This is a genomic window from Acinetobacter sp. FL (assembly GCF_040744925.1).
Taxonomy (GTDB): Bacteria; Pseudomonadota; Gammaproteobacteria; order Pseudomonadales; family Moraxellaceae; genus Acinetobacter; species Acinetobacter radioresistens.
On sequence record NZ_CP160437.1, the window covers coordinates 1,814,723 to 1,840,258 of the forward strand.

Here is a 25,536-nt window from a genome sequence, read left to right on the forward strand (position 1 = left end):
CCTTAGTTAAAGACAAAACCGCCATTGACCGGAATATTTTGACCTGTCACAAAAGAGGACAAATCCGACAGTAGATACAATGCTGTTCCATTTAAATCTTGTGGAAGTTGCTGACGTTGAATCGCTCTTCCGTTGACATATAAATCGTGACGTTCCTGTGGCACATACTCGGTTGCTTCAACCAGAGTAAGGCCCGGTGACAAGGTGTTGACACAGATATTGAACTGTCCCAACTCTCTTGCCATTGAACGTGTCATGGCAACAATTGCACCTTTACTTGCAACATAAGCCATCAGGTTCGGTGCGCCCCAAAGTGCTGTATCTGACGCAACATTAATAATCTTGCCGGCGGCCGATTGCTTTAAATGTGGAACGCATGCCTTACTAATGAGCCATGTGCCTTTCACATTAATATTCATGACCCGATCCCAAAGTTCAGGATCGTAATCAATCATATTTTTTCCACCCACATTAGTTGCCAGCGCAGCACAGTTCACAAGGCCATCTAAACCATTTAATAGCTCAACGCTTTTTGTGACAGTATTTTCGATAGAAACTGCATTGGCAAGGTCAACAGTGACTGAATAGACATTGAGTCCTTGTTTTTGTAAGGCTTGTGCTTCTTGTTGCACGAGATCAGATAAAATATCTGCCATTACAACTTCAGCACCAGCCTCAGCAATGGCTTGAGCAAAATCTCGGCCTAAACCACGCGCAGCACCAGTCACTAAAACTTTTTTGCCTTGCAGCAACGCTACATTAGCCATGAGCTTCTTCCTGCATCTCGATACGGTTTGATGCATTTAGCGCAGCAATTTTCTTTAATTGCTTCTCGGCTTCTTTCTTCATTAAGCGGCGTAAACGTGCAAGCCCAACGTCGTGTTGATATAAGAATTCTCTTGCACGTGCATTTGGTGCAAGGTTTTCTAAAATAATGCGATCTTGTTCCAATACATCCCAATGCAACTGTTCTAAATGATTGCGATATAAGAAGCGCCATACATTACGTTGCCATCCACTTACCTTACGGCAGCGCCAGAAAAATACACGAGTATTGTTGGCATCAATCGGTGTTGCATAACCCACAATCCAGAATTCGCCACCTGGACCAAATTGTTTACGATAAGGAATTGAAAGACGTAACCAGCTTGCACCTGTTGAACCATATTCAACCCAGTCAAAGTTCACACCTGTTTGGCCTTCTTTTTCAAAAACAAAACCATTTTCAGTTGTGCGGTGTTTCATCTCTGCGGTACGTTCACCATCTGCCATCGAGTGCGATGTCGCGTGTAAATAGGTCCCATGCATTGGGTCCATCACGTTATCAATCGCGTATTGATGGTTTACTTTCCAGTCTGCTTGGCAAAGGAACGCACTCCACTCTTCGCTTGCAAGTTGCTCTGGAAACTCAAGCGGTTTTGGCGATTCATTTGCATCAAGATCAAACCAGATGAAGATTGCACCATGTTGCTCAATGACCGGATAGTTCTTTAAACATTTAGTTCCAGTCATTGGACATTCATGAACTGCTGGCACATCAGCAACCACACCATCAGCACGAACTTCAACACCGTGATACCAACAAGCAACTCGGTCGCCTAAGTTCCAACCAAGGGAAAGACGAGCACCGCGGTGTGGACAGCGATCTTCAAGTGCATGAACCTGACCTTCGGCATCACGCCAAACCACAATGTTTTCACCCAAACGGGTAATTCCGACTGGATTAGCAGCCACTTCCCAACTTGCTAAAACCGGATGCCATTGGTCACGTAAACCAAGTTCTAAATATTCTTCAGCGCTTTGTGAAGTTGATACGATTGCGTTCATTTTATTCTTCCCTGAATCAATAACCTAAACGTTGCATTTCTTCTGTAAAGCTTGCAGAAGTCCATTCATCACCAGATTCACTGCGGAAACCCTGTTGATTAAGGGCAGAAACAACCTCATCTAACTCAGTTGCGCCCGCAGAAAATACCTGTATCAAGTTCTTTACAAAATCCTGTTCGTAGAGGGTTGGTTCTTTATAACGTGTCTGCCAAACCAACAATTCAGATTGACCTGGAACTTGAATATTGTTGATACCTGCTTCGGTTGCCGGCGTTGCATGAATCCAGCTTGCCAACTTTTCATTAAATGTCTTCATTGTTCTGCTTCCTTGTACATGTGAGGACTAGAGTTGAATTTGAATATCCTGTCCTTCAACACGAACCGGGTACGTACATAGGTTTCTACACCCTGGTCCACTTTTTAGCTCACCTGTCTGAATGTCAAAAATTGCTTCGTGCAATGGACATTCAACAGTCTGATCTTCGATAAATCCTTCAGTTAATAAGGCATACGCATGAGGGCAAACATTTTCGATAGCAAAGTAATTTTCATCGACAAAAAAAATACCAATTTTTTTCCCTTCAACTTCGATGGCTTTCGGCTCATCTTCGCTAACGTCACCCTGCTGACAAACTGAGATCCAACTCATACCTTACGCCCTCATTTTGTTTTGTATATAAAACAATATTTAATATAAGAAACTTTATAAAAGAATACCCTTAAATTATTTTTTATGTCAAATTTTATATTTTACTAATAATCAAATATTTAAGATTTTTATTAAAATAATTTTGTTTTAAATAGAATCAAAAGTTTTATATGTAAAAATTGTTTTAATTATTCTTTAACATTACAATGAACCTGAAACGATATTAAAATTTACTGGTTTGAGTAATTTCATCATGACTGTTGCACTAGACGATACAACTGAAGACCTTTCAAACAATAAGAATGAGGAACGATATCTGGTACCAGGCCTAGTCCGAGGGCTGGCTGTTTTGCAGGCTTTTAATCAGGAAGCAAGTGAAATGACTATCTCTGAAATTGCAGAGATTCTAAATGTGAACCGTTCGAGCGCTTTTCGCCTGATCTACACGCTTGAGGCATCAGGTTATCTTAGAAAAGCCAGTGCCAAGACCTATGCCCTAGACTCAAAAGTTATGGAGCTCGGATTTAACAGCTTGTCCAAACTTTCGCTGACCGATCTTGCTACACCTATCATGAAAGAACTGCGGGACCAAACTCAGGTTGCTGCACATCTGTCTGTTCTTGAAGGAACACACATTATTTTTATTCATAATGTTCAGGCTATTGGGGCATTTACGAGTACTTTACAGGTGGGAACCCGATGGCCAGCTCATGCTACAGTAATTGGACAATATCTACTTTCAAGTTTGCCTGAGAACGAGGTACGGCAGCGTTATAGCAAATTTCAGGACTGGAAGTCCTTTTCCGAGCGCACACCTAAAAATTTAAAAGAGTTACTAGCTAGACTTGATTTAGTACGTGAACAAAAATTTATGGTGAGCTGGGGTCATTTTAATCATGATATGGCTGCCTGTGCTGCTCCTATCTTTAAACAGTCTAAACAGGAAATGGTTGCAGTTTTATCAGTGAGCTGTCCTCTTAGTACTTATGATGAAAATGTATTTAAAGACAAAATTGCGAATCTGGTTACTGCATCTGCCAATAAAATTTCAAAATTTATTTATTGATCTCAAGCAAGTTATATCATCGCTGAATTCTTCTTTTATTTGCATATATAGTGCTTTAAAGACGTTTCTGCAAAAACTGGATAAAGTTCTGGAAAAATCGGATAGAGGCCAAATGGTAATCGCGGTTCAATCAAGAAAAGTGCTGATTGAATGGAGTATTACAAAATGGCCTCACGTAGCGTAACTGAATGGCAGGATTTCGTTGCAGGATGCATTGATTTTCGTCCAAATGACGGGGTTTTCCGTATAGCGCGTGATATGTTCACGCAGCCAGAATTGTTTGATCTTGAAATGGAATTCATTTTTGAAAAAGTATGGATTTATGCCTGTCATGAGAGTGAAATTCCCAATAACCATGACTTTCTAACTGTTCAGATTGGCCGACAGCCTATCATCATCAGCCGTGATGGTGAGGGTGAACTGCATGCTATGGTTAACGCCTGTGAACATCGTGGAGCAACATTAACCAGGGTTGCCAAAGGCAATCAGTCTACTTTCTCCTGCCCGTTCCATGCCTGGTGCTATAAGTCCGATGGTCGTCTGGTTAAGGTTAAAGCACCAAGTGAATATTGTGAAGATTTTGACAAATCCAGTCGTGGTCTAAAGCAGGGCCGGATTGCCAGCTATCGTGGTTTTGTATTTGTTAGTCTGGATGTGCAGGCTACAGATAGCCTCGAAGACTTTTTAGGTGATGCCAAAGTATTTCTCGACCTGATGGTCGAGCAGTCACCTACCGGTGAACTGGAAGTGTTACAGGGTAAGTCGGCTTATACTTTTGCAGGTAACTGGAAACTGCAAAATGAAAATGGCCTAGATGGCTACCATGTCAGTACTGTTCACTACAATTATGTTTCGACTGTACAGCATCGCCAGCAGGTCAATGCAGCCAAAGGTAGTGACCTTGATACTCTTGATTATAGCAAGCTGGGTGCGGGTGATAATGAAACTGATGATGGCTGGTTTAGCTTTAAAAACGGTCATAGCGTTTTATTTAGTGATATGCCGAACCCGACGGTCCGCCCTGGATATGAGACAGTCATGCCCTATCTGGTCGAGAAGTATGGTCCAAAACGTGCTGAGTGGGCAATGCACCGTCTCAGAAACTTAAACCTCTATCCAAGTCTGTTTTTTATGGACCAGATCAGCTCGCAGTTACGAATCGTACGCCCGGTCGCCTGGAACAAGACAGAAGTAATCAGTCAGTGCATTGGGGTCAAAGGAGAGTCAGCCGAAGCTCGTCGTAACCGCATTCGTCAGTTTGAAGATTTCTTTAATGTATCCGGCCTAGGTACTCCCGACGATCTGGTCGAGTTCCGTGAACAGCAGAAAGGTTTCCAAGCACGTCTGGAACGCTGGAGCGATATTTCACGTGGCCACCATACGTGGTGTTATGGCCCTACCCAGAATTCACAGGACTTGGCTATTGAGCCTGTCATTACCGGGCGTGAATTCACGCATGAAGGACTTTATGTGAACCAGCATGGTCACTGGCAACAGTTAATGTTAGACGGCCTGAAAAAGAAAGCTTTAAAATTGCATGATATTACTCATGAAAATCATACTGTAACGGATGAGGTGTAATCATGTCTCAAGAACTCCATTTCGCCGTTTCTCAATTTCTTTACCGTAAGGCAGAGCTTTGTGATGCCTATGAATGGGATGACTATCTCGAGTTATATGATGAAGACAGCGAATATCATATTCCACAGTGGATAGATGACCATACCTATGTACAGGATCCAAATCAGGGCTTGTCTTATATTTATTATGCAGACCGTTCAGGACTAGAAGACCGGGTATTCCGTATCCGTACAGGTAAAGCAGCATCTGCAACTCCTCTGCCACGTACTTTGCACAGTATTAACAATATACGGGTCAAGATGCTTGAGGATGGTTTAATTCAGGCAAATGTTGTCTGGCAGACCCTCTACAACCGTCAAGGTCTGGAAGGCTGTTTCTACGGACATGCAACTTATATTCTGCGCAAAACTGAAGAAACGTTTCGGATCCGTCGTCAGCACACTATCTTGCTTAATGACAAGATTGATTCCGTACTCGACTTTTATCATGTATAAGGAGTGACACATGGGGCATTCTGTTGCACTCAACTTTGCAGATGGTAAAACTTTTTTTATCTCGGTAAATGATGACGAGCTATTGCTGGATGCGGCTGTTCGTCAGGGAATCAACCTCCCCTTAGACTGCCGTGAAGGTGTATGTGGCACCTGTCAGGGACAGTGTGAAACTGGCATTTACGAGCAGGATTATGTTGATGAAGATGCGTTAAGCGAGCGGGATCTCGCTGAGCGTAAAATGCTGGCTTGTCAGACCCGGGTCATGTCAAATGCTGCTTTTTATTTTGACCATAACTCAAATATCTGTAATGCAGGTGACACGCTCAAGCTTGCCACCACGGTCACTGCTGTTGAGCTGGTTTCTGAAACAACTGCAATTTTACACCTTGATGCCAGCATACATAAGGAACAGTTACAGTTTTTGCCAGGACAATATGCACGCTTACAGATTCCAGGCACACCAGACTGGCGCTCTTATTCTTTTGCCAACCGGCCAAATCACTCTAACCAGCTACAGTTTTTAATCCGGTTGTTGCCGGATGGAGTAATGAGCAATTACTTACGTGAGCGCTGTGAGGTTGGTCAAACCTTAATGATGGAAGCTCCTTTAGGCAGCTTTTATTTGCGCGAAGTAGAACGTCCACTGGTTTTTATCGCTGGTGGAACCGGACTTTCAGCCTTTTTGGGTATGCTCGACAATATCGCAGAACAGCCTAACACACCTGCCGTTCAGCTATTTTATGGTGTAAATAGTGAAGCTGATTTATGTGAACAGCAGCGGCTGCAGAGTTATGCTGAACGTATTCCCAACTTTAGTTATCAGCCGATTGTGACTAAAGCTTCAAGTACATGGACAGGAAAAACTGGCTATATTCAGGAGCATTTAAATAGAGACCAGCTCGCTGAGCAGGCATTTGATATGTACCTGTGTGGTCCTCCACCCATGATTGAGGCAGTTAAAAGCTGGCTGGATATTGAAGAGTTGCAGGATTATCGAATTTATAGCGAAAAATTTTTACAGAGTAATACCAGCCATAGCCCATAAAACAAGTTGTACCAAGGAAAGATAACAACAAGATGTTTTTTCAGAGGCTGGTCTCTCGTCAGCCCCCGTTAGCGTCTTATACATACTTAAGGAGTGATAGTATGAACCGTCAACAAATTGATGCGCTCGTAAAACAAATGAATGTCGATACCGCCAAAGGCCCGGTCGATGAGCGCATTCAGCAGGTCGTCGTCCGCCTGCTCGGGGATCTGTTCCAAGCCATCGAAGACCTCGACATCCAGCCCTCTGAAGTCTGGAAAGGCCTCGAATACCTGACCGATGCAGGCCATACCAATGAACTCGGCCTGCTCGCTGCCGGGCTCGGTCTTGAACACTACCTCGACCTGCGTGCCGATGAGGCAGATGCCAAGGCCGGTATCACTGGCGGCACTCCCCGTACCATCGAAGGCCCGCTCTATGTGGCCGGTGCCCCTGAGTCTGTCGGCTTTGCACGTATGGATGACGGCTCCGAGTCCGATAAGGTCGACACCCTGATCATTGAAGGCACAGTTACTGATACACAGGGCAATATTATTGAAGGAGCCAAGGTAGAAGTCTGGCATGCCAACAGCCTGGGGAACTATTCATTCTTTGACAAGTCCCAGTCCGACTTTAACCTGCGCCGTACCATCCTTACAGATGTGAATGGTAAATATGTTGCCCTGACCACCATGCCGGTAGGTTATGGCTGCCCGCCAGAAGGCACTACTCAGGCGCTTTTAAACAAGCTCGGCCGTCATGGTAACCGCCCTTCTCATGTGCATTATTTTGTATCGGCACCGGGTTACCGCAAGCTCACCACACAGTTCAATATCGAAGGTGACGAGTATCTGTGGGATGACTTTGCCTTTGCTACCCGTGACGGACTGGTTGCGACAGCAACAGATGTGACTGATGAAGCTGAAATAGCCCGTCGCGAACTGGACAAGCCATTCAAGTACATCACTTTTAATGTTGAGCTCGTGAAAGAAGCAGAAGCTGCTCCTTCTAGTGAAGTTGAACGACGCCGTGTAGCCGCTTAATATCTTCATCTGAGCCAGAATTTCTGGCTCAGATTTTTTTCTTCTTAAAAATACTTATATTCCAATTTTCAATTAATTCAGGTTTTTACCTTAAATTATATGTTTACTTTATTTTTTAACTCATAAATATCACCCGATAAAACAATATGGAAAAAACGGATGAATATCAGGATTTATTGGATAGTGAAATATGGCTAAAAAGAGTTCAATTGGAAAGAGCGTTTATAGCTATATCCTGTAATGAACTAAAAACATTTAGTCAGTTTACAGGAGATTGAACAGATCACTGGCAACAAGATTTAAGCGTTATTGATCTGTAATGGTCAAGGTTTTGGGGCAGTCTCAATAATGAGGCTGATAAAAATAATCGAATTCTATTTTTTAATACATTCTATAGAAATTTTGATCTGTACCGCATGAACCAGATTCAACAATTTGAGTGTCATCATTTTATATTTTGAAAGGAATCAGTATGAAGACAATAGATGCAAATACTGTAATTAACCGTGACAAACTTTCACCCTTGCAATGGGTCGTATTCACTCTGGGTTTTCTGGTCTTCTTTTGCGATGGATTAGATACTGGCATTATTGGTTTTATCGCACCCGCATTACTGGATGACTGGGGCATCAGTAAACCACAGCTGGCGCCTGTATTAAGTGCAGCATTAGTCGGTATGTCAATTGGTGCCATTATTTCTGGTCCAATGGCAGATAAATTTGGACGTAAAGGAGTAATTGTATTGACCACTTTACTGTTCGGGATTTTTACCGTGTTATGTGGCTTTGCCAGCACTACTCAGGAACTAATGATTTATCGTTTCATTACTGGTGTGGGTTTAGGAGCAGCCATGCCAAATATTAGTACGATTGTATCTGAATACATGCCCGTTAAACGTAAAGCCTTTTTAACCGGTCTGGCTGGCTGTGGTTTTATGCTGGGTATTTCCTGTGGTGGGGTACTTTCTGCTTATTTGCTCGAAAGCCTAGGCTGGGCTAAAGTAATTATTATTGGGGGAGCTATTCCTCTTATTCTTGTTGCATTTCTTCTATTCAAGCTTCCTGAGTCCACTCAGTACTTGATCAAACGTAACCAGCAGCAAAAAGCACAAAATATTCTGGAAAATATTCAGGGCCAATGTTTCGCTGAACCTGTCAAACTGGTGCTCACTCAAGCTGAAAACCAGAGCAGTGAAAGTCCAGTCAAACTGGTGTTAGGTAAATATCTTTGGGGCTCTAGCATGTTATGGCTTTGCTGTTTCATGAGCTTGCTGGTGTTTTACCTGTTAACCAGCTGGATGCCAACCATCTTGAAAACAGCCGGTTTTACCACACAACAGTTCAGTCTGATTGCAGCCATCTTCCCATTCGGGGGAGTCATTGGTGCAACACTTATGGGCTGGTATATGGACAAGTTGAACCCAACCACTGTTATTAAATACTCATATTTGAGCGCATTTGCCTTACTGATTATTGCCGGTCTGGTCAGTTCAAATATCTTACTGCTTGGCATCACCATCTTTCTGATTGGTGCATTACTGGCAGGTGCACAATCTTCTCTGCTTCCACTCTCGGCAATCTTTTATCCTACTGCCTGCCGTGCCGTGGGAGTTTCCTGGATGCATGGAATTGGACGTATCGGTGCAATTTTAGGTGCTTTCTTCGGTTCTCTGATCTTTACATTTAACCTGAGCCTGAGCGGCATCTTCTTTATTCTGGCAATTCCAACCTTTATTTCTTTTATCGCATTAAGTTTAAAAGTTATGCAGGAAAAAGCAAAAACCAGACAGGCATTAAAACTGGAAGGTTCTGTCTAGAGTATAAAAATTACAAATAAAAGCTGATTTAGATTTTTATCTAAATCAGCTTTTTTATAGGTGCCAGAAGTTTATAAAATTCTGGACTTTGTCTCACTTGGATTTTCACCAAATTCTTCTCGATATTCCTGAGAAAAACGACTTAAATGGTTGAATCCCCAATCATAGGCAAGCTTAGAAATCGAAAGTTTTCTGTGATGACCTGAACTACTTAAAATTTTATAGATTTGCTGTAAACGGTATTTACGCAAATAAGACATCGGGCTGGTTCCGTAGTAATACTGGAATTCTTCATATAATTTGGATTTTGATACACCAGCTAAACGCTGTAAATCATCAGCACAAATTTCTTCATGGGCATGTGCCACAATAAAATTCCGAACTTTGCTAATATAAGAAGGCTCCCGCTGCTGAGACAGCTCCTTCAATGCATGAGAATAATTATTTTCCTGCGATAAAAGCAGCGCCTTGATCACAAAATTCTCATAATCTTCAGACAGCATCTGTAAACCATAAAAACCTGTATATTGAGACTTAAGCTGTAAAAAGTTCTGTATATTTTTCCACCACGCTTCAATAAGCTGGCCCGTATCCAGACACATTTCAGGATTAAAAATAACGGGCTGCTCAACTTTTCTATTTAAAAGGTCTGCGAGTACCATTTGCAGGCTCTGTTCCGGAATTACTACCTGAATTTTTTTACAGTCTTTATCTATGACCAGGTCCTGTAACTCTGCATTTGAAACAATTAATCCTTTTGTCTCATGCGAAAGATATTTTGCCCCATGTACATTCAATGCCTGTTTACCATGAATCGGTAAACTGATGCTATAAGCTCTCAGCTTAGAAATATTAATTGCAACGTTGGCACCATAGCTGATGGTACCAATGGCCATATGTTTATGAGGCAATCTTAAACCGTCATAATGAAAATCAAGAGTATCGCGACATGTTGTATCTAAACGGTGCTCTCCACAGATTTGGGACATCAAGCTTTGCGCAAAATCAGCTTTACGAGAATAATGATTCAAATCCATCTGTTGGCTGAGTGATTCCATATCCATTCACCTAGCTAAAAACATACTTGTTTTTTAAGCAATTCCTGTACCAGCTTTAACAAAGCTGATTAATTCACTGTACATTATCTGCCCCATAAAATAAAACTAATTTTTAGATTTAATTAAAATTATTATGATACTTTTAAAGTATAAATTAATATTATAAAAGCATAGCTTAAATAGAAAAATTATAGCTAGAATCAAATATATAATTATCTAGATGAAATTTAATAGTGATTCAAAGTTAATAACTTTTATAATCATTTTTAATAGTTCTACCAGCTCACAGGTTAGACAGTATAAATTATGAAATAAGAATCATTTTCATATATACTTTATGCTCAAAAACCCTTGATAAGCTTAAAATGAAAAACTATATTTTTTTAGTCGCCCTGATACCCAGCATTGTATTCGCACATGAACCTTATGTAGCGCCTCTAGCATTTATCACTGAAAATACTCAAATACCTGTTATTTCCGGTTATGCGGAGGTTCCTTTTGCCAGTGAATATGCTTTAAAAGATGTGGTCTTTCATATTACTCAACCAGATCAAAGTCAAACGACGGTTACCCCGAATACTCAATTAAAATCGGCAACTGTTTTTGACTTAGCTTTAAAACTTGACGGAACATACTATATCTCGTCAAAAGTCTCCTATCCGCTGCAATATGCGCTTTATAATAAAGAATGGAAGATTTTTTATGATACAACAGAAGGAAAAGAAAAAAGTATTGCTGAGCGGGACTATGTTATTCCTGGTGATTTCAAGAAAACACCTCAATTAAAAAATGTGACTCGTGAATGGAGTATTGAAACATATCTCTCGAAAAACAAACTGACTGAAGTTAAAGAAAAAATAGATTTTCCCCTCCAAGTCAAGTTTTCCAGTCATCCGAATAATATTAAGGCAGGACATCCTGTAAGCTTAGCAGTTTCAAAAAATAATAAGCTTTTAACTAAAGCAGAAATAGTAATAAAGGAAAAAGGTCAAAGTGAACAAAATACAAAAACTGTTCTGACCGATTTAAAAGGTAGAGCAAATCTGACGTTTCCAGCCGCAGGACAATACCTGCTTGAGATAACAGAAACTCAAAATCCTAAAGCGGAGCCGGTTAACCAGTACTATAAAATTATTTCTTTATCAGTAAACTAATTTGCAAACCCGCTTAAGGCTAAACTGGATCAGTTAAAATTGCCCGGTTTAGCCTTGAATAGATTATTCTTTTATGCGTGTTTATTAATTTTAATTAGATAGTGCATCAGTTTATATATAAATTTTTGAAATGAAGCTTTTATTCAATATCATTTTCCATACAAATCATTATGATAAAAAAGCTGGATGTCTTGAATACTGGAAATAACAGAAGATATGGAAATTGATGAAGAGCTCACTCTAAAAAAAATACAGATATTTCTAATGTTCATGCGCTATGGAAATTTGTCGAAAACTGCAGCAGAAATGCAGATCAGTACGGTTAGCGTACACAAAGCACTGCATTCTCTGGAAAGCGCGCTACGTTGTCCGTTATTTAAAAATGAAGGCCGTAACCTGATTCCCTTAAAAAGTGCTTATGTACTGCAAGAGCATTCACAAAAACTTGTTCAGGATATGATCACCACTGTAAATAAAACCCGTGAAGCCGCAGGGTTTGCAGCCAAAGTCCTGCATTTGGGTTCACTCTATTCACTTACAGTAAATACCATACCAAATGTGATTAGCGGTTTAAAATTACGACGCGGCGAACTTGATATTCAGCTTCTGCTCAGTTCCAATCTGGATCTGGTAAAAAAATTAAAATCTACCGAGCTGGATGCAATTATTGTGGCTCTCAATGACACCACAGATGATCTGGATTTTGAACGGCTACCTATGTTTCAGGACAGTATTTACTTGGCTGTAAATAAAAACTCTTTGCTCGCCGAAGAACATGAAATTGATCTGAGTTTACTTAAAGATGAGACATTCCTGACACTTTCAAAAGGTTTCGCAACCCGCCATGATAGTGATACAGTCTTTGAGAAGGCAGGAATTGACCCAAAAGTTTTTTTACAGGTTAGTGATATTTTTACTTTAATCAGCATGGTAAGTAGCGGTGTTGGTCTTGCACTGCTCCCCGGCCGTATTTCATCTATTTATGAAAGCTCGGTCCGTCTTATTCCTTTACAGGCGAAGTACCAGATTAAGCAGGAAATAGGTCTGGTCTTTCTTAAAAGTAAAGAACGTGATCCGAATCTTTTGGCCTTGATTGCAGAATGCCGGATGTTTGCCCAGCAGTATCTGCTTGAATAATTGAGCAACAGAGTTATTTCAGCTATTGCTCATTTGAGGGTGTTAACAGTTTTAGTCAAAAAGAGCATTTATTGTCAGGAAAAATACAGAAGGTCCAAGCAGACATCCCAGTCCTGTATAAAAAGTTGCAACCAGCGCACCATAAGGCACCAGACGAACATCTGTTCCAGCAAGGCCTGCTGCAGTACCGCTGGTGGTACCTGCAAGGCCGCCAAAAACCATGGCTGAGCGCGGGCTTTTCAGGTACATAAATTTTGCAAGTAAAGGAGTACCGACCATAAAGAAGACAGATTTGATCAGGCCAATTGCGATAGACAACGCAATAACTTCAGAACTGGCACCAATGGCCGTACCGGTAATCGGGCCTACAATATAAGTCATTGCGCCAGCTCCGATAGTCGTCATTGAAACAGGGTCTTTATATCCCATTACCCAGGCAATCATAGCACCAATTATAAAAGGCACTACACAGCCCAGTAACAGGGCAATAAAACCAATTTTCCCAGCCTTTTTCACTTCTTTCACATCAACTTCAAATGCTGTTGAAGCAATGGCAAGATCCCGAATCATGGCCCCACCCAGCAAGGCAAAACCTGAGAAAACTGCAATATCTGAAATTCCTTTCGTACCCTGCGTATATACACCAGCAAAGTAGGCGACGACCAGCCCTAACGTAATAGCGATAGCCGAGCTCTGCAGCTTACCTTTAGTCAGATATTTTGAAAGCAGATGGGAGACAAACATCATCAGCCCTGTCACTGCAAGCGCAGTGACTAGTGCATTTTTACTTAAAACTGCAATAAGTGCATCCATAATTTTTCCTTTTTAGTCCATTAATTCTGATTATTATTAGGCAGTCTTTTCTTTGGCTTCGATAGACCAGCTATAAGTTTCGTAATCACCACTCATACGGTTTAGGTAACGAATCACAAATACTGTGCCTATTAGGGAAGTCACTGCAACAATGATACCGACCATTCCGCCAGATAATGCAGCAACTACATTCTGACCTGCCGACATTGCGACCACGATAGGAATATACATTCCTGACCAGTACAGCACTCCAAACTGGGTTACTTGAGGCAAATATCCCTTTTTCATCAAGATTTCTTTGGCCAGAATTAACAGGATCATGGAAATAGCAACACCGCCCACATTAGCCTTTACACCCAGCAGCAGGCCTAAAGTATTTCCAAGATAATCACCTAACAGATGGCAGATTGCCAGAATTGCTGTTCCATATATAATCATTTTAAATTCCTCTATCCATTGAGTTACATCATTTTGTTTTAGCTAGGTTTTACTTCAGCTTACCTGCTCTTTTTGCATTACAGTGATCAAACTGTCCAGTTGAGTATTCTGAAAACATAAAACTGAACCCTCTTTAAATATTTTTCGTGCCAAGCCGGTCAGTACAGTGCCGGGTAAAGCTTCAATATGTAATCTGACTCCTCTTTCCCAAGCAGCCTGGACCGTACTCTCCCAGTCAATCATCCGGCTCATATTAAAAGTAAGGTCATCGAGTATCTGGGCATCTGTTTGCAGTAAACGTGCAGAGGTACCACTTAAATATTTAATTTTAGGTTGTGCGGAAGCTACTCCTTTTATATCGATATGTAGCTGTTTGGCTTGCGGTTCAAGCAATACACAGTGTGAAGGAACACTGACTGCCAGACGTTTTATAATTGCACCGTCCAGACGTGCAAGTCTGGAAACCTGCTGCATTGCTTCATCTGAACCTGAAATGACTATCTGATTGCTGGCATTGATATTGGCTATGTATATATCTGGAATTTCTATACGAACCTGTGATATCCACTGTTCCACCCTCATACGATCTGTGCCGATCACTGCTGTCATGCCATATCCTTGCGGATAGGCCTGTTGCATTAGCTCGCCTCGTCTGGCCACAAGTTTTAAACCATCTTCGAAATTGATTACACCGGCGACGGTCGCTGCTGCCCATGCTCCAATCGATAAACCGGCTACATAGTCTGGATAAAGATTCTGTTCAGTTAGAAGAGCAGAACTAATTATGCCCGACAGATATAAACATAACTGAACTGCATAAGTTGTTCTGAGATTTTCAGGTTGGTCCAGTAGCCGCACATCCTGTTTTAAAACGTCAGACGCATGTTCAAAATACTGTTTCACCAGTTTATGGGTTGGCAGCTCATGTAACATATTGACTTTTTGGGCGCCCTGACCCGGATATACCCAGATCGAACTCATACTAAGCTCCTTCCAGTTTCCAAGGGTTGAGCACTAAAACAGCCCCATCTTGATGTTTTAGTAAAATACTTCCTGCTGCTTGTGCCCATTCCCTTAATGCGATGCCACCTGAAGGGGTCTGAAGCTGTACATCTATTTTGAGTTTCAGAGCATCGAGCTGCTGTAAAATAGTTCGTGCCTGCTCTTTTTCCATTAAGCACTCTGCACGTATTAACAGGTCTATATCACTCTGTTCTGTCACTGTTCTCAGACCGGTTGCCAGTTCAAAGCCTGTACTACCGGTATAACCCCAAGGTAAGCCAATACTTTCCATAACCTGCCCTACCAGTTCCAGGCTTTGCTGGAGATGGGGAAACTCGGCAAGGTCTGTTTTCACCAGCGCCTCAGGCTTGATATGTTGGGTAATCTCCTGAACAGGCATCTCGGTGGCATAGCGTAGGTTACGGCATTTTCCACGAATACCGACTGCAATTACAGCAGGACGGGTAGATGCACGGCGTATCACCACCGGCACTTCCCGTGACAATTCATGTGCTACCCACTCAGGCGCATCTTGCGGTAACATAGCCGGCGTCATTCCCCACAGCAAGTCATGTGGCTGCAGCTGAGTATTCATGACCATTGCTCACGTAATAATTCACGTACCTGTTTAGAGGCTTTACGATTTTCTGCATTCAAACGGTGTTTAAGGTCAGTCATGCCCTGTTGCCTAATATTGATAAATGCATGAACCAGAGCCTGCTGGACATTAAATATGTCCTGGCCGGTAGGCTGGTCTGCATCACTGACTTCCAGCATGTCAGACAGTAGTCCTAATGTGTTGTAGCTTTCAATGTCATACGCCATTGGTGGTATATTGGCAGCCAGTTGCTCCAGCTCATCTACTGTACGTAATGTCACGCGGGCAGCAGATTCCTTGCCCATGGCATGTACCATCACGCCAGAATCTTTTAATGCTAAAATCCGGTTTGCCTGATAGCCATGAGCCAGAAAAGCACCCGACATTGATTTTCCGACCAGTAGGCTGACTACCGGATGTCCGGCCAGACGTGCACGTACATAACTGTCTACTGCACCGGCCAAAGCCTGATGTATCCCCAGCAATTCTTCACGACGCCCATAAGCCTGACTCGGCACATCGACAATACATAAAATTGCACGCTTATCTCTTTTTCCTTTATCGAGTTGAATAAGTTGATCTACAGCTTTTGCCAGTGACCATCCTTCAAGGAGTCCTACCTCGCCTTTGCGTGCCCGTGGAAAGTGATTATGAATATCCGGTACAACTGCAAATACCCGCAACATCTGCCCGTCTATTTGTCCATCGGCAACCAGCAGAGAATGAATGCCAGTTTCAATTCTCTGGAAACCTCGGGTTAAAATTTCAAACCAGTGTTTACCCCGAACTGAAAACTTGATGGCGTTTATGTCCATATTCATGTCTGTTCTCCCTGATACAACGCTTGCACCTGAACAGGCAATAATTGTTCTGATGTATCTATTTGACTGAGTTTGGGCAGATAAAAAGAATAGTCTGAACTGCGATGCAGTTGAGGTATACCCTGCTGCATATAGCCAATCACCTGTTGTTTCATTTGTTCTCGGTCATCTTGTACATAAGCATCGACCAAGCCACTGGCAAAGCGCTGAGCCCCTCCGGTAATACTCCAGATAAAAGGACGGTCTTTAGCGTCATATTCCTGTATACCTGCTTCCTGTTCAATTACCTGTGGTCCGTTTAACCCAAGACGGCCTTCCTGTGTCATGATCAGGTAACTGCATAACCCTGCTGCAATTGACATTCCACCGAAGCAACCCACACTTCCTGCAATAATTCCAATCACAGGCCGGTATTGTCTAAGCTCAACAATTGCTGCCTGAATTTCTGCAATAGCAGCCAGACCCAAGTTAGCCTCCTGCAAACGTACGCCACCAGTTTCTAGCAGTAAAATAGCGGTGGTCGGAATTCCCTGACGGTTATCTTCGATTGCCATTTCAAGTGCGCCAGCAATTTTGGCACCGCCGACTTCCCCAAGACTTCCTCCCTGAAATACACCCTCAATTGAGATGACAACAGTAGGTTGCTGCTGGATCAATCCTTTGATAATTACTACGCCATCATCGGCCTGCGGTACAATATTTTGCTTGGGCAGCCACGGCGACATAATTCGTGCAAATGGATCAAGCAGTTCACGCCCGCTGTCCGGGTCCAGAAATGACCAAGCACGTTCACGGGCATTTAATTCAATAAAGCTCTGCTGTTCTAGTAGTTTATTTTTATCCGGCATTTTCTATCTCCTCAAAGGCCTGTTCCAGCCTTAAACGGACAACTCCCGGTGTCGCTCCAAAATCGTGGATATCAATATTGACTGCTGGCGGAAGCTGGCTGGTAAATACCCGTTCAAACAGGTTATTCCAACGCTGACTGCTGCCATCTACTGAAGTTGTTACCCTGACTTTAAGCTTTCTTTCTGAACCGGGTTCTATCAGGATTTCCAGATCTCCTGAACCTACACAGCCAACTACAATAGATTTTTGAGGTATTTTTCCCGCATTAAATTCAAAATTTAATATTTCCATACTTAGTCATCCTTTAATATTTTATGGTCCATTCTGCTTATGCTATCCAGAAACAGTAAGGCTGCCAGTAAATCTGCTGCTCCCCCGGCCGACGCTCTAATGGCCAGTAAATCATGTTCTAGCTGTTGTAAAGCCTGCTGTCCTTTTAAGGTAGAACTTCCTCCTGAGGCCAGAACATATTTTGCACCGTCCTGCATCTCTTCTAGCCCGGAAAGGCCAGCCCGATAAATGACACAGGTATCTGTAAGCTGTGACATCATGGCAAGCAAGCTATCAAGCCGTGCATGACTTTCACTTATGCTTTTACTACGGCTCAGGCATAATTGCGGCCAACCGTACTGAACTATTACTGGAAAACCTTGCTGGGCCTGCTGTTTGGCACCATTTATGCCGTATTGCTGCCGGATTTTCTGGCCATGTGTTAATGCCTGTACTGGAATAAACCGGTCTTCCAAACAGGCAATTTTTCCGGCAAGCCTGCATAAGTCAGGTACCGTTAGCCTTTTCTGCTTTTCAAGAGTAAGCGCTGTAGCAGTGACCATTAATCCAAGTGACCAGATTGCACCACGATGCGTATTAATGCCTTGAGTTACCTGCAGCATTTGCTTCTCGCCTTGACGCCCAATATGACCAATTTTTTCTCTTAATGACTGACAGACAGTTCCATATTTCTCTGCGGCCTGAGCCATTGCCTTAAACATGGGAAACAGGCTTTGTGCCGAATGCTCCATCAGCTCAAGGCTAAGGTCATCATGTGCACCACTGCCACGCTGATCGACCAGTGCCGGCTTAGGAGTCAGATTTACTTCATCTAGTAATGCCTGGACGGCAAATTCAGCCAGCCGCTCGGCCACAGTCAAAGAAGTTCCGGTTAAAACAGCCATCATTACCAGCTCCTGAATTTTGCAGGTGGTTGATATAAGCCATCTGACCAGGACACAAGCTCTGCAATATTTTTGGCAGCCAGTAATTCGCGTGTTGCATCAGTACGGCGTATCCCTAGGTCTTCTGGAAAGACCACCAGACCTTCCTGACGCAGGCGTTCAGTTGTTTTAGGGTTATGATTAAGACCTATATCAGTTACACCCGCAACCGCTGCAATCATCTCTTCTCGTTCTTGCATACTGCAGGCTTTATATAGGTAGGCAATTCCTTCCTCAGTGAGTAAATGGGTTACATCATCACCATAAATCATGACAGGTGCCAGTGCCATACCAGCCTTTTGAGCTACACCTACCGCATCAAGCGTATTTACAAAAGTAGGTTTCTCGCCTTCCTGAAAGGTTTCTACCATCTGTACAACCAGTTTCTTGCCACGAGCGAGATAAGTATCTGTATCAGTTTGTTGTGTGGTCCGCATGTCCAGCCAGGCAGGTGTGGCATGTCTGCGTCCACGAGGGTCATGGCCCATATTGGGCGCTCCACCAAAACCGGCAAGTCGGCCTTTAGTAACTGTGGAAGAGTTCCCGCTTCCATCTACCTGAAGCGTTGCTCCAATAAACAGATCTACTGCGTACTGTCCAGCCAACTGGCACATCATACGGTTAGAACGTAATGAGCCATCTCGACCGGTAAAAAATACATCAGGGCGGGCAGCAATATATTTTTCCATGCCTAGCTCGGTCCCGAAGCAATGCACACTTTCCACCCAACCAGTTTCAATGGCAGGTATTAATGTCGGGTGCGGATTGAGTGTCCAGTTGCGGCAAATCTTGCCTTTCAAACCCAGAGATTCGCCATAAGTAGGTAAAATCAGTTCAATCGCTGCTGTGTTAAAACCGATCCCATGATTTAAAGATTGCACTTGATGACGTTCATAAATACCGCGGATCGCCATCATGGCCATCAATATATGCACAGGCTTGATGTGTTTCGGATCACGTGTAAATAAAGGTTCGATATAAAATGATTTATCTGCTACCACGACAAAATCTACCCATGAAGCAGGAATATCAACCCGTGGTAAATCTGTAACATCATCAACCAGTTCATTTACCTGGACTATTACAATACCGTCACTAAAAGCAGCAGGTTCTATTAAAGCTGGAGAATCTTCTGTACTTGGGCCGGTATAGATATTACCCTGCCGGTCTGCCATAAAACCTGCTGAAAGTACAACGTTGGGAATAAGGTCAACCAGTAACCGTGAATAGAGTTCAATATAAGTATGAATGGCTCCAACTTCGAGTAGCCCGTCTTCAATTAATTGACTGATTCTAAGACTTTGTGTTCCTGCAAAAGAAAAGTCCAGCTTGCGGGCAATACCTTTTTCAAACAGATCCAGATGTTCCGGACGCCCAACGCTGGGCATAATCATATGCAGGTCATGCAGAATTTCCGGATTGACTTGTATCAGTGAACGAGATAAAAAATCTGCCTGTTTCTGGTTATTTCCTTCCAGAACTACTTTGTCGCCTGGTGTAATCAATATTTCTAATACTTTTATAATATCTTCTGCCGGAATAATGCAGCCATCGGCATATTTTGCAGCCATTTCCAGTTTGAGTTGTTTTGCATGTCGACGTTTTGTCCATATACGTTCTTTATTCTGAACCGAACCTTCCATGAGGCTTTCCTTAATACTTATCTCCTGACCTATAAAACTCTTTTTAGTATGCAGGATCAATCAACCTGAAAGCAGAATCATTAACCTAAAGTTAATGATTTAAAACTACTTTGAAGTAACATGTTAAAGATTCTAATTAAGAGGAAGTAGTTAAGTACTATTAATAGACATATAATTCTTTTTCAGTTTCTCAATTATTTTTTATATAAAATAAATTTTTAATTTAGTATATTTCATTATTTATAGTATTAATTAAAACATTAAATTAGTTTTAAATATAATCTTCCTATATTTTTATAATATCATGATAAATCAACAATACTTTATCCCATAAAATATAATCTAATTAAAATCAAAAACTTATTCACATATTATTTAATTTACAATATAGAAAATATACTTCTATTCTGTATATTTTCTATAGATCAAAAAAACCCTCAATATTATTTTTTAATAAAATCTATTTAGCTATAGGTTGAGCAGAAAGCGGTACACCAAATAATTGATCAAAAATCCAGTTAAAGGTAAAAGTATAAAAAGGAATAATAACAATTAAAGAAGCATCTAAAATAAATGCTTTGAGTAATGTAATTTCCATCCACCAGGCAATAAGGGGAATCAGAAAAATAATTAGGGTGAGCTGAAACCCTATTGCATGGGCTATACGCCGTTTCACAGTACGGGTACGCATCGTTTGACGTCTTTCCCATGCTTCGAACATCAGGTTATATACCAGATTCCAAAGTGCCGCCATACTGGTCACTAAAATTGCTAGAGGTCCAGTATGGCTTAATGTGCTGCCAGTCAATAAAGCGAAACATAGCGAAGAAATTCCCATTCCGATGATTTCATAGCTAGTGATATAGACTACTCGACGTTTCATTCCTTGCATGAATGTAATTACCTGAACAAATTGATAAGATTCCCTATTTTAATTTCAGTTAGAATTATTGATAAAGTTAATGGCTTTCAGTTGAACTGATAACAAATGAATTTTAGTAGTGAAAATATTGAATTATTTCTTGCTGTTCTCGATGCAGGCTCTTTTTCTGCGGCCGCACGAAATTTACGCAGGGTTCCGTCGGCAGTGAGCATGGGTATAGCCAACCTGGAGGCAGAATTAGGACTAATGCTTTTTGAAAGGACTCCACGCAAGGTTATTCCTACAGCTACGGCGCTGGCATTAGTACCCCAAGCCAGAATGATTTCAGAGCAACTTAGGCAGATGACGAAGCATGCATGTGAACTGTCTTTGGGCCTAGAGAATATTTTAAAAATAGGTGTCGTTTCTGATGTAAATAACCGGAAGCTCTTGCTGGCTATACAAAAAATTGCCTCAAAATATCCCCTGCTTCATATTGAAGTTATTACAGCGCCACAGGATGATATTCTGCATATGCTTTATGCAGAACAGATCAGTATCTGTCTGGCCAGTTCCGGTCAAAATATTAAGATGCAGGAATATTTGCAGCTTGTTACTACAGAGACAGTGATAGCTACAATTTCAGCAAACCATGAATTGGTACATACAAATAAAGATGCAATTTTTATTGAAGATCTGATTAATGTACGGCAGATATTAGTTGCAAGTACCGAGCTAGACATAACAGATTTAAGGCCTGTGATAGGTGCTTCTTACTGGCGAACCAATCATTTACAGACAGCAATTGATATGGTGGAGATAGGCTTAGGCTGGGGTAACTTTCCTTTATCTCTGGTAAAAGATCTGATTGATACTGGCCGACTAATCCAGTTAAATTTTAAAAATACACAAAATCAGCTCCCTATGCCGGTCTATTTGGTCTGGTTAAAAGATAAGGTACTTCCTAAAGCCTCTCGTGAATTAATAGAGCTGATCCGCGAAGACTGATCAAAATAATGACTAGATTAGATTAAATAGGAAAATTTTTTCTTGAACCTTATCTTTTAAATGTAAAAATTAATCTACTTTGACATGATGCCAAAGCCATAATCATAAGACCACATAGATACTGCATCTCTATTGTAAAGTGTTAAAGATAAACGGCAGCCTTGCTCATGGGCAATTTGGTACTCGTCACAGTAATCTTTCATTTGTTGGGGAGTGAGGGCTAACCATGCTTGCGGTTTAGCAGGAATTTCTTCGAATTTCACTTGGTCCCATACCAAATCATATTTCGGATATTTTAACGTCTTCGTCGCTTTCGCATCAAAACCATATACTTGCTTTTTAACAGTTAAGCTCTCAGCCCACTCAAACATATAGGTTTCTTGATAATTACGTTCACGTAAAGGCGTTAAATTATAAATATTCTCTGTCATGATACTTGCATCTACATCAGACCGAGAAAATAACTGATCTCCTTGATCATTAAAATAATTCTGGCAAAAACTTTTAATTTGTTGATCATCATATTTTGCAAATAAACAATTTAACTGATCAAAACGCAATCGGGCATTAATCACTAATTGAGATTGAAGATCCCAAGGCAAAAGCTCGTTTAAATCTTGAGATGAATAAGTTGATGTTACCGATGAACCATATCCTTCATAACCCGGATAAACAAATACGCGTCTGCGCTGTCTGGTTTGTTGCTTGTTTTTTTCAATATCTCGTTGTTCACAATAACGATAATTCCACTGTAGAATCATAATATTGGGTTGCTGTACTTTTTCCAATCGATGACGATTGACTCGTCCTGCTGTTTGTACAATGGATTGCACACTTGAGGCATCAATAATGGCCCAATCAAAATCATGATCTCGTCCCACTTCTTCTACTGGTGTCGCAACCACAATAAAGGGAATATTTAAAGAATTAGATTTTTGAATGAGATCAATCATTTCATCATCTTGCTCGATCTGCTCATTACCCGTTTTTCTTTTTTTACCGTCTTTATGCCTTGTTAAAAGTTGATCTAGACGTTGCTCTTTATAAAATCTTGAAATAAGCCAGTCATTCGCATGATAGCAAGCTATTTTTGCCTCAGGTAAATGATCTGATAAAAACTGGGCAAGTCGAATTGCATGTTTAATATTGGCAACCCGTATAAGCCCCAAAGAAATTTTCTTTTCTGTATTTTTAAAATGCCATGCATGCTCTTGATGAAGTTGCTTTACTCCTTCCAATACCGACTGTTTCCACGATAAAACTGTAGTTTCAGGTAACGAAAGTAACTGAGCCAGTCGATGGGTAGGCTTAGAGAGCAAGTGAACTTGTAAATTATCTAAATGCTTTTGGTAGTTTGTATTAAATTCTGATTTTTGATTTGATCGTTCTAACCAGACTTGGGGTTTAAGCTCATTATCAATAATCGCAATGATAGATTTTTTCTCGGTGTCATACAGGGCTGCCCGCATCTGCATACCCGATTCAAAGGCTCGATGAATTGTTTTGGCAACGGTCAGTGATAAGATTGCCGACGAGCAAATCACATTTCGACCATACATTGCAGCGAGCTGAACTAAACGTAAAACAGCAATCAATGCCTTGGGCTCATAGCCATCCACTTCATCTAAAATCAGGTCACTACTCATTATTCTAAGTAATGCTTTAACGTGATGTCCTTGTCGATGAGGCTCACCGGCTGCAATCAGATAATCAATCGTTGAAACTAACAAAGGCGAAGCAAGAATGGTCGTTTCCTTTTGATCCAAAACTTTACGCCCATTTTTTTCAACCGTAAATAAGGGATGTAACCATTCAGGTAATTCACAGTCCTCACCCCAGGCATCAAACATAGGCTCAGGACGATTTTCATCTTCATCAACGAACTCAATTTTCTCTTTACTTTGATCGAATAAAGTCTGAGTAACGGTATCTCCAATAATCACGGCGATTTCATCTTCCGATAGATTCATCGATGTTTTAAGTGCATGCCCAGTCTGCAATGTTAGAGAACGCAAATTAAGCGCAATCGCTAGTCTTGGGTCATCTGGTCGTAAGGTACAGGCAGCGCGCAAATTCATACGGGTTTTCCCGCTTCCTGTCCCTGCAATATTAAATACCAGTGCCGGTGTTTCAGGATGCTTCTGTATATGTTTTTGCAATGTATTTGCTGCGATATTTTGCCATTGGAAACGTGGGTGAGTTGTTGGCTGACAGATGTATTCAACGGTTTGTTCAGATAACCCTGATAAACTCAAATCAGTCATCATTTGAACTGCAATGCGTGAAGCCCGATCTCCGACTTGGTGTAAATGCCATTCTAGTGGCTGATCTTGTAATTTGGCTTTCTTGTCCTGGTCTATCGTTTTAAGCTTTGTATTTGCAAATAACGATACATTTTCAGGCTTTTGCAAAGAATATTGTTGTGCCGAAATAATATGATCGGCATGAATCAGCGCTGCTCGCGAATGCAGTGCTAAGGCTTTCCAATATAAAAGCGGGTCTGTTTTTTGTTTTGGTATTAATGCCGTTAAACGCTGCATACGTTTTTGATGGCTTTTAAAAATAGAGTCTGGCAATTCACCTGCACAGCTCATTTGTTCACGGCTTGGAACTAATGTACGGACATGATTTTCATAATGGGGTAATGCGAGTGGATCATTTTTTAAAGCTTCTTCCACGCCTAATAAGCCATGATGTGTCACAACTAAATAATCAACTGCTTCTAATTCGTTTTGGATTCCCTGTTCAATTTCCTGTCGATCACCTAAAGTAAATTTATCTAAACCTTTATCTAAATTCTTCCAGACAAGTTGCCAGTCCCATCCATTTTTTCTGAGTTGTTGCAATAATTTTAGAGACAGCCATTCATGTCGAATATCATCTCTCATTTTTTGTCCTGCCATTTCTGGACTTAATTTGTTCTGAAAATGTTGTGAGGCCTTACCAATATCATGCATGTCCCCTGCTGCACCTGCCAACAAGCTACTTGCTTTGACCCATTCATCTAGCATCAATAACTTTTGCTGTTTTTTGGTCGATGCAACCGGATAGGCACCGCCGTATGCAAATTTATGTTTTGCGCCCACAACCCATGCAAGCTTCATTCTTCGCACACCAAAATTAATGTACGCAGCTACCGCAGTTTGTCGGGTTGCCACTTTTTTTAATGCACTACGAATTTCTTTTAAGCCATCCATGGTCATGGGTGCTTGCCAAGATGAATGTCCTGTACGAATCGCATAGCTATCCAAGATTGCTCTTGTTTTCTTTAAAGCTCTTTTTTCACAAGCGGAAATGAGAATGACATGCATAACTTATTATTAAAATTTAAATATAATAAAAATATATTCTTTTGTTTTAAAAAGAGACAGTCTTAATCTGCTTAATACTATCTTTTAACGACAAAATATGTCGTCTTAAATATTGAAATTAGATTTTT

The 25,536-nt window shown here is 41.3% G+C and carries 25 protein-coding genes and 1 CRISPR repeat array (1 of these 26 running past the window's edge); of the genes, 9 read left to right on the forward strand and 16 right to left on the reverse strand.

Going from position 1 to position 25,536, the window contains the following annotated elements; genetic code table 11:
• Positions 1 to 2 precede the first annotated feature (2 nt).
• From ABZP31_RS08525 to ABZP31_RS08540, 4 genes are read right to left on the reverse strand one after another with little or no spacing between them, the layout of a single operon-like run.
• On the reverse strand, positions 3 to 767 hold the full coding sequence (locus ABZP31_RS08525; protein ID WP_151828775.1) for an SDR family oxidoreductase: 765 nt from the start codon (positions 765 to 767) through the stop codon (positions 3 to 5).
• Entirely contained in the window at positions 760 to 1,827 is a 1,068-nt protein-coding gene (locus ABZP31_RS08530; RefSeq protein ID WP_005406334.1) for an aromatic ring-hydroxylating dioxygenase subunit alpha, read from the reverse strand. Before ABZP31_RS08530 ends, ABZP31_RS08525 begins: the two co-directional genes overlap by 8 nt.
• A 16-nt stretch (positions 1,828 to 1,843) precedes the next feature.
• Entirely contained in the window at positions 1,844 to 2,143 is a 300-nt protein-coding gene (locus tag ABZP31_RS08535; RefSeq protein ID WP_005406435.1) for a recombinase-like helix-turn-helix domain-containing protein, read from the reverse strand.
• 27 nt (positions 2,144 to 2,170) lie between these two features.
• Positions 2,171 to 2,476 carry a non-heme iron oxygenase ferredoxin subunit gene (locus tag ABZP31_RS08540; protein ID WP_005406223.1) on the reverse strand — a complete coding sequence of 102 codons (306 nt, stop codon included), beginning with the start codon at positions 2,474 to 2,476 and terminating at the stop codon, positions 2,171 to 2,173.
• Between the two features lie 253 nt (positions 2,477 to 2,729).
• Here ABZP31_RS08540 and ABZP31_RS08545 point away from each other — a divergent pair, with 253 nt between their 5' ends.
• The 6 genes from ABZP31_RS08545 (at position 2,730) to ABZP31_RS08570 (ending at position 9,500) form a co-directional block, all read left to right on the forward strand.
• Entirely contained in the window at positions 2,730 to 3,542 is an 813-nt protein-coding gene (locus tag ABZP31_RS08545; protein WP_005406484.1) for an IclR family transcriptional regulator, read from the forward strand.
• 165 nt (positions 3,543 to 3,707) lie between these two features.
• Complete coding sequence (antA, locus tag ABZP31_RS08550) at positions 3,708 to 5,123, forward strand: anthranilate 1,2-dioxygenase large subunit (protein WP_005406280.1); 1,416 nt, start codon at positions 3,708 to 3,710, stop codon at positions 5,121 to 5,123.
• Positions 5,124 to 5,125: 2 nt separating this feature from the next.
• On the forward strand, positions 5,126 to 5,617 hold the full coding sequence (gene antB / locus ABZP31_RS08555) for an anthranilate 1,2-dioxygenase small subunit (protein WP_005019796.1): 492 nt from the start codon (positions 5,126 to 5,128) through the stop codon (positions 5,615 to 5,617).
• Positions 5,618 to 5,627: 10 nt separating this feature from the next.
• Positions 5,628 to 6,662, forward strand: coding sequence for an anthranilate 1,2-dioxygenase electron transfer component AntC (gene antC / locus ABZP31_RS08560; RefSeq protein WP_034683598.1), 1,035 nt, complete (start codon positions 5,628 to 5,630; stop codon positions 6,660 to 6,662).
• Between the two features lie 101 nt (positions 6,663 to 6,763).
• A complete protein-coding gene (catA, locus tag ABZP31_RS08565; protein ID WP_367156964.1) occupies positions 6,764 to 7,684 on the forward strand; it encodes a catechol 1,2-dioxygenase in 921 nt (306 codons plus the stop codon).
• Positions 7,685 to 8,156: 472 nt separating this feature from the next.
• Positions 8,157 to 9,500 carry an MFS transporter gene (locus ABZP31_RS08570; RefSeq protein WP_005026442.1) on the forward strand — a complete coding sequence of 448 codons (1,344 nt, stop codon included), beginning with the start codon at positions 8,157 to 8,159 and terminating at the stop codon, positions 9,498 to 9,500.
• Between the two features lie 71 nt (positions 9,501 to 9,571).
• Here ABZP31_RS08570 and ABZP31_RS08575 read toward each other — a convergent pair whose 3' ends face one another.
• Entirely contained in the window at positions 9,572 to 10,558 is a 987-nt protein-coding gene (locus tag ABZP31_RS08575) for an AraC family transcriptional regulator (RefSeq protein WP_005406299.1), read from the reverse strand.
• Between the two features lie 365 nt (positions 10,559 to 10,923).
• Between ABZP31_RS08575 and ABZP31_RS08580 the strand changes: the two genes are divergently transcribed.
• Entirely contained in the window at positions 10,924 to 11,712 is a 789-nt protein-coding gene (locus ABZP31_RS08580; RefSeq protein ID WP_005406366.1) for a DUF4198 domain-containing protein, read from the forward strand.
• 216 nt (positions 11,713 to 11,928) lie between these two features.
• Entirely contained in the window at positions 11,929 to 12,849 is a 921-nt protein-coding gene (locus tag ABZP31_RS08585) for a LysR family transcriptional regulator (protein WP_005406275.1), read from the forward strand.
• A 51-nt stretch (positions 12,850 to 12,900) separates the two neighbouring features.
• Here the strand turns inward: ABZP31_RS08585 and madM are convergent, their stop codons facing one another.
• The 10 genes from madM to ABZP31_RS08635 form a co-directional block, all read right to left on the reverse strand.
• The gene (gene madM / locus ABZP31_RS08590; protein WP_248134926.1) at positions 12,901 to 13,662 is read right to left on the reverse strand and encodes a malonate transporter subunit MadM; all 762 of its coding nucleotides are present in this window, start codon (positions 13,660 to 13,662) and stop codon (positions 12,901 to 12,903) included.
• Between the two features lie 36 nt (positions 13,663 to 13,698).
• Positions 13,699 to 14,100 (reverse strand): malonate transporter subunit MadL, encoded by a 402-nt coding sequence (madL, locus tag ABZP31_RS08595; RefSeq protein WP_101162380.1) that lies wholly within the window; start codon positions 14,098 to 14,100, stop codon positions 13,699 to 13,701.
• Positions 14,101 to 14,154: 54 nt separating this feature from the next.
• Positions 14,155 to 15,081: a malonate decarboxylase subunit epsilon gene (gene mdcH / locus ABZP31_RS08600; RefSeq protein ID WP_248134928.1), complete on the reverse strand. Its 927-nt coding sequence runs from the start codon at positions 15,079 to 15,081 to the stop codon at positions 14,155 to 14,157.
• Position 15,082: 1 nt separating this feature from the next.
• Entirely contained in the window at positions 15,083 to 15,697 is a 615-nt protein-coding gene (locus tag ABZP31_RS08605) for a malonate decarboxylase holo-ACP synthase (RefSeq protein ID WP_248134930.1), read from the reverse strand.
• The gene (gene mdcE, locus ABZP31_RS08610; protein WP_248134932.1) at positions 15,694 to 16,521 is read right to left on the reverse strand and encodes a biotin-independent malonate decarboxylase subunit gamma; all 828 of its coding nucleotides are present in this window, start codon (positions 16,519 to 16,521) and stop codon (positions 15,694 to 15,696) included. The genes ABZP31_RS08605 and mdcE overlap by 4 nt, the downstream gene beginning before the upstream one ends.
• Complete coding sequence (locus tag ABZP31_RS08615) at positions 16,518 to 17,369, reverse strand: biotin-independent malonate decarboxylase subunit beta (protein WP_248134934.1); 852 nt, start codon at positions 17,367 to 17,369, stop codon at positions 16,518 to 16,520. Before ABZP31_RS08615 ends, mdcE begins: the two co-directional genes overlap by 4 nt.
• Positions 17,359 to 17,661: a malonate decarboxylase subunit delta gene (locus ABZP31_RS08620; protein WP_367156786.1), complete on the reverse strand. Its 303-nt coding sequence runs from the start codon at positions 17,659 to 17,661 to the stop codon at positions 17,359 to 17,361. Before ABZP31_RS08620 ends, ABZP31_RS08615 begins: the two co-directional genes overlap by 11 nt.
• A gap of 2 nt (positions 17,662 to 17,663) precedes the next feature.
• Positions 17,664 to 18,548, reverse strand: coding sequence for a triphosphoribosyl-dephospho-CoA synthase (locus ABZP31_RS08625; RefSeq protein WP_367156787.1), 885 nt, complete (start codon positions 18,546 to 18,548; stop codon positions 17,664 to 17,666).
• Positions 18,548 to 20,227: a malonate decarboxylase subunit alpha gene (mdcA, locus tag ABZP31_RS08630; protein ID WP_367156788.1), complete on the reverse strand. Its 1,680-nt coding sequence runs from the start codon at positions 20,225 to 20,227 to the stop codon at positions 18,548 to 18,550. The genes ABZP31_RS08625 and mdcA overlap by 1 nt, the downstream gene beginning before the upstream one ends.
• A gap of 460 nt (positions 20,228 to 20,687) precedes the next feature.
• Positions 20,688 to 21,119: a PACE efflux transporter gene (locus ABZP31_RS08635; RefSeq protein ID WP_005026480.1), complete on the reverse strand. Its 432-nt coding sequence runs from the start codon at positions 21,117 to 21,119 to the stop codon at positions 20,688 to 20,690.
• A gap of 96 nt (positions 21,120 to 21,215) precedes the next feature.
• Between ABZP31_RS08635 and ABZP31_RS08640 the strand changes: the two genes are divergently transcribed.
• Positions 21,216 to 22,097: a LysR family transcriptional regulator gene (locus ABZP31_RS08640; RefSeq protein WP_262476078.1), complete on the forward strand. Its 882-nt coding sequence runs from the start codon at positions 21,216 to 21,218 to the stop codon at positions 22,095 to 22,097.
• A 74-nt stretch (positions 22,098 to 22,171) separates the two neighbouring features.
• Here the strand turns inward: ABZP31_RS08640 and cas3f are convergent, their stop codons facing one another.
• The gene (cas3f, locus tag ABZP31_RS08645) at positions 22,172 to 25,408 is read right to left on the reverse strand and encodes a type I-F CRISPR-associated helicase Cas3f (protein WP_367156789.1); all 3,237 of its coding nucleotides are present in this window, start codon (positions 25,406 to 25,408) and stop codon (positions 22,172 to 22,174) included.
• A gap of 124 nt (positions 25,409 to 25,532) precedes the next feature.
• A CRISPR array of direct repeats spans positions 25,533 to 25,536; the repeat unit is 28 nt; it runs 2,184 nt beyond the window's last position.

Bases quoted from the DNA above. Each gene is read 5' to 3' on its own strand.
- ABZP31_RS08525 (WP_151828775.1), bottom strand. From the start codon at position 767: ATGGCTAATGTAGCGTTGCTGCAAGGCAAAAAAGTTTTAGTGACTGGT.
- ABZP31_RS08530 (WP_005406334.1), bottom strand. From the start codon at position 1,827: ATGAACGCAATCGTATCAACTTCACAAAGCGCTGAAGAATATTTAGAA.
- ABZP31_RS08535 (WP_005406435.1), bottom strand. From the start codon at position 2,143: ATGAAGACATTTAATGAAAAGTTGGCAAGCTGGATTCATGCAACGCCG.
- ABZP31_RS08540 (WP_005406223.1), bottom strand. From the start codon at position 2,476: ATGAGTTGGATCTCAGTTTGTCAGCAGGGTGACGTTAGCGAAGATGAG.
- ABZP31_RS08545 (WP_005406484.1), top strand. From the start codon at position 2,730: ATGACTGTTGCACTAGACGATACAACTGAAGACCTTTCAAACAATAAG.
- antA (WP_005406280.1), top strand. From the start codon at position 3,708: ATGGCCTCACGTAGCGTAACTGAATGGCAGGATTTCGTTGCAGGATGC.
- antB (WP_005019796.1), top strand. From the start codon at position 5,126: ATGTCTCAAGAACTCCATTTCGCCGTTTCTCAATTTCTTTACCGTAAG.
- antC (WP_034683598.1), top strand. From the start codon at position 5,628: ATGGGGCATTCTGTTGCACTCAACTTTGCAGATGGTAAAACTTTTTTT.
- catA (WP_367156964.1), top strand. From the start codon at position 6,764: ATGAACCGTCAACAAATTGATGCGCTCGTAAAACAAATGAATGTCGAT.
- ABZP31_RS08570 (WP_005026442.1), top strand. From the start codon at position 8,157: ATGAAGACAATAGATGCAAATACTGTAATTAACCGTGACAAACTTTCA.
- ABZP31_RS08575 (WP_005406299.1), bottom strand. From the start codon at position 10,558: ATGGAATCACTCAGCCAACAGATGGATTTGAATCATTATTCTCGTAAA.
- ABZP31_RS08580 (WP_005406366.1), top strand. From the start codon at position 10,924: ATGAAAAACTATATTTTTTTAGTCGCCCTGATACCCAGCATTGTATTC.
- ABZP31_RS08585 (WP_005406275.1), top strand. From the start codon at position 11,929: ATGGAAATTGATGAAGAGCTCACTCTAAAAAAAATACAGATATTTCTA.
- madM (WP_248134926.1), bottom strand. From the start codon at position 13,662: ATGGATGCACTTATTGCAGTTTTAAGTAAAAATGCACTAGTCACTGCG.
- madL (WP_101162380.1), bottom strand. From the start codon at position 14,100: ATGATTATATATGGAACAGCAATTCTGGCAATCTGCCATCTGTTAGGT.
- mdcH (WP_248134928.1), bottom strand. From the start codon at position 15,081: ATGAGTTCGATCTGGGTATATCCGGGTCAGGGCGCCCAAAAAGTCAAT.
- ABZP31_RS08605 (WP_248134930.1), bottom strand. From the start codon at position 15,697: ATGAATACTCAGCTGCAGCCACATGACTTGCTGTGGGGAATGACGCCG.
- mdcE (WP_248134932.1), bottom strand. From the start codon at position 16,521: ATGAATATGGACATAAACGCCATCAAGTTTTCAGTTCGGGGTAAACAC.
- ABZP31_RS08615 (WP_248134934.1), bottom strand. From the start codon at position 17,369: ATGCCGGATAAAAATAAACTACTAGAACAGCAGAGCTTTATTGAATTA.
- ABZP31_RS08620 (WP_367156786.1), bottom strand. From the start codon at position 17,661: ATGGAAATATTAAATTTTGAATTTAATGCGGGAAAAATACCTCAAAAA.
- ABZP31_RS08625 (WP_367156787.1), bottom strand. From the start codon at position 18,548: ATGATGGCTGTTTTAACCGGAACTTCTTTGACTGTGGCCGAGCGGCTG.
- mdcA (WP_367156788.1), bottom strand. From the start codon at position 20,227: ATGGAAGGTTCGGTTCAGAATAAAGAACGTATATGGACAAAACGTCGA.
- ABZP31_RS08635 (WP_005026480.1), bottom strand. From the start codon at position 21,119: ATGCAAGGAATGAAACGTCGAGTAGTCTATATCACTAGCTATGAAATC.
- ABZP31_RS08640 (WP_262476078.1), top strand. From the start codon at position 21,216: ATGAATTTTAGTAGTGAAAATATTGAATTATTTCTTGCTGTTCTCGAT.
- cas3f (WP_367156789.1), bottom strand. From the start codon at position 25,408: ATGCATGTCATTCTCATTTCCGCTTGTGAAAAAAGAGCTTTAAAGAAA.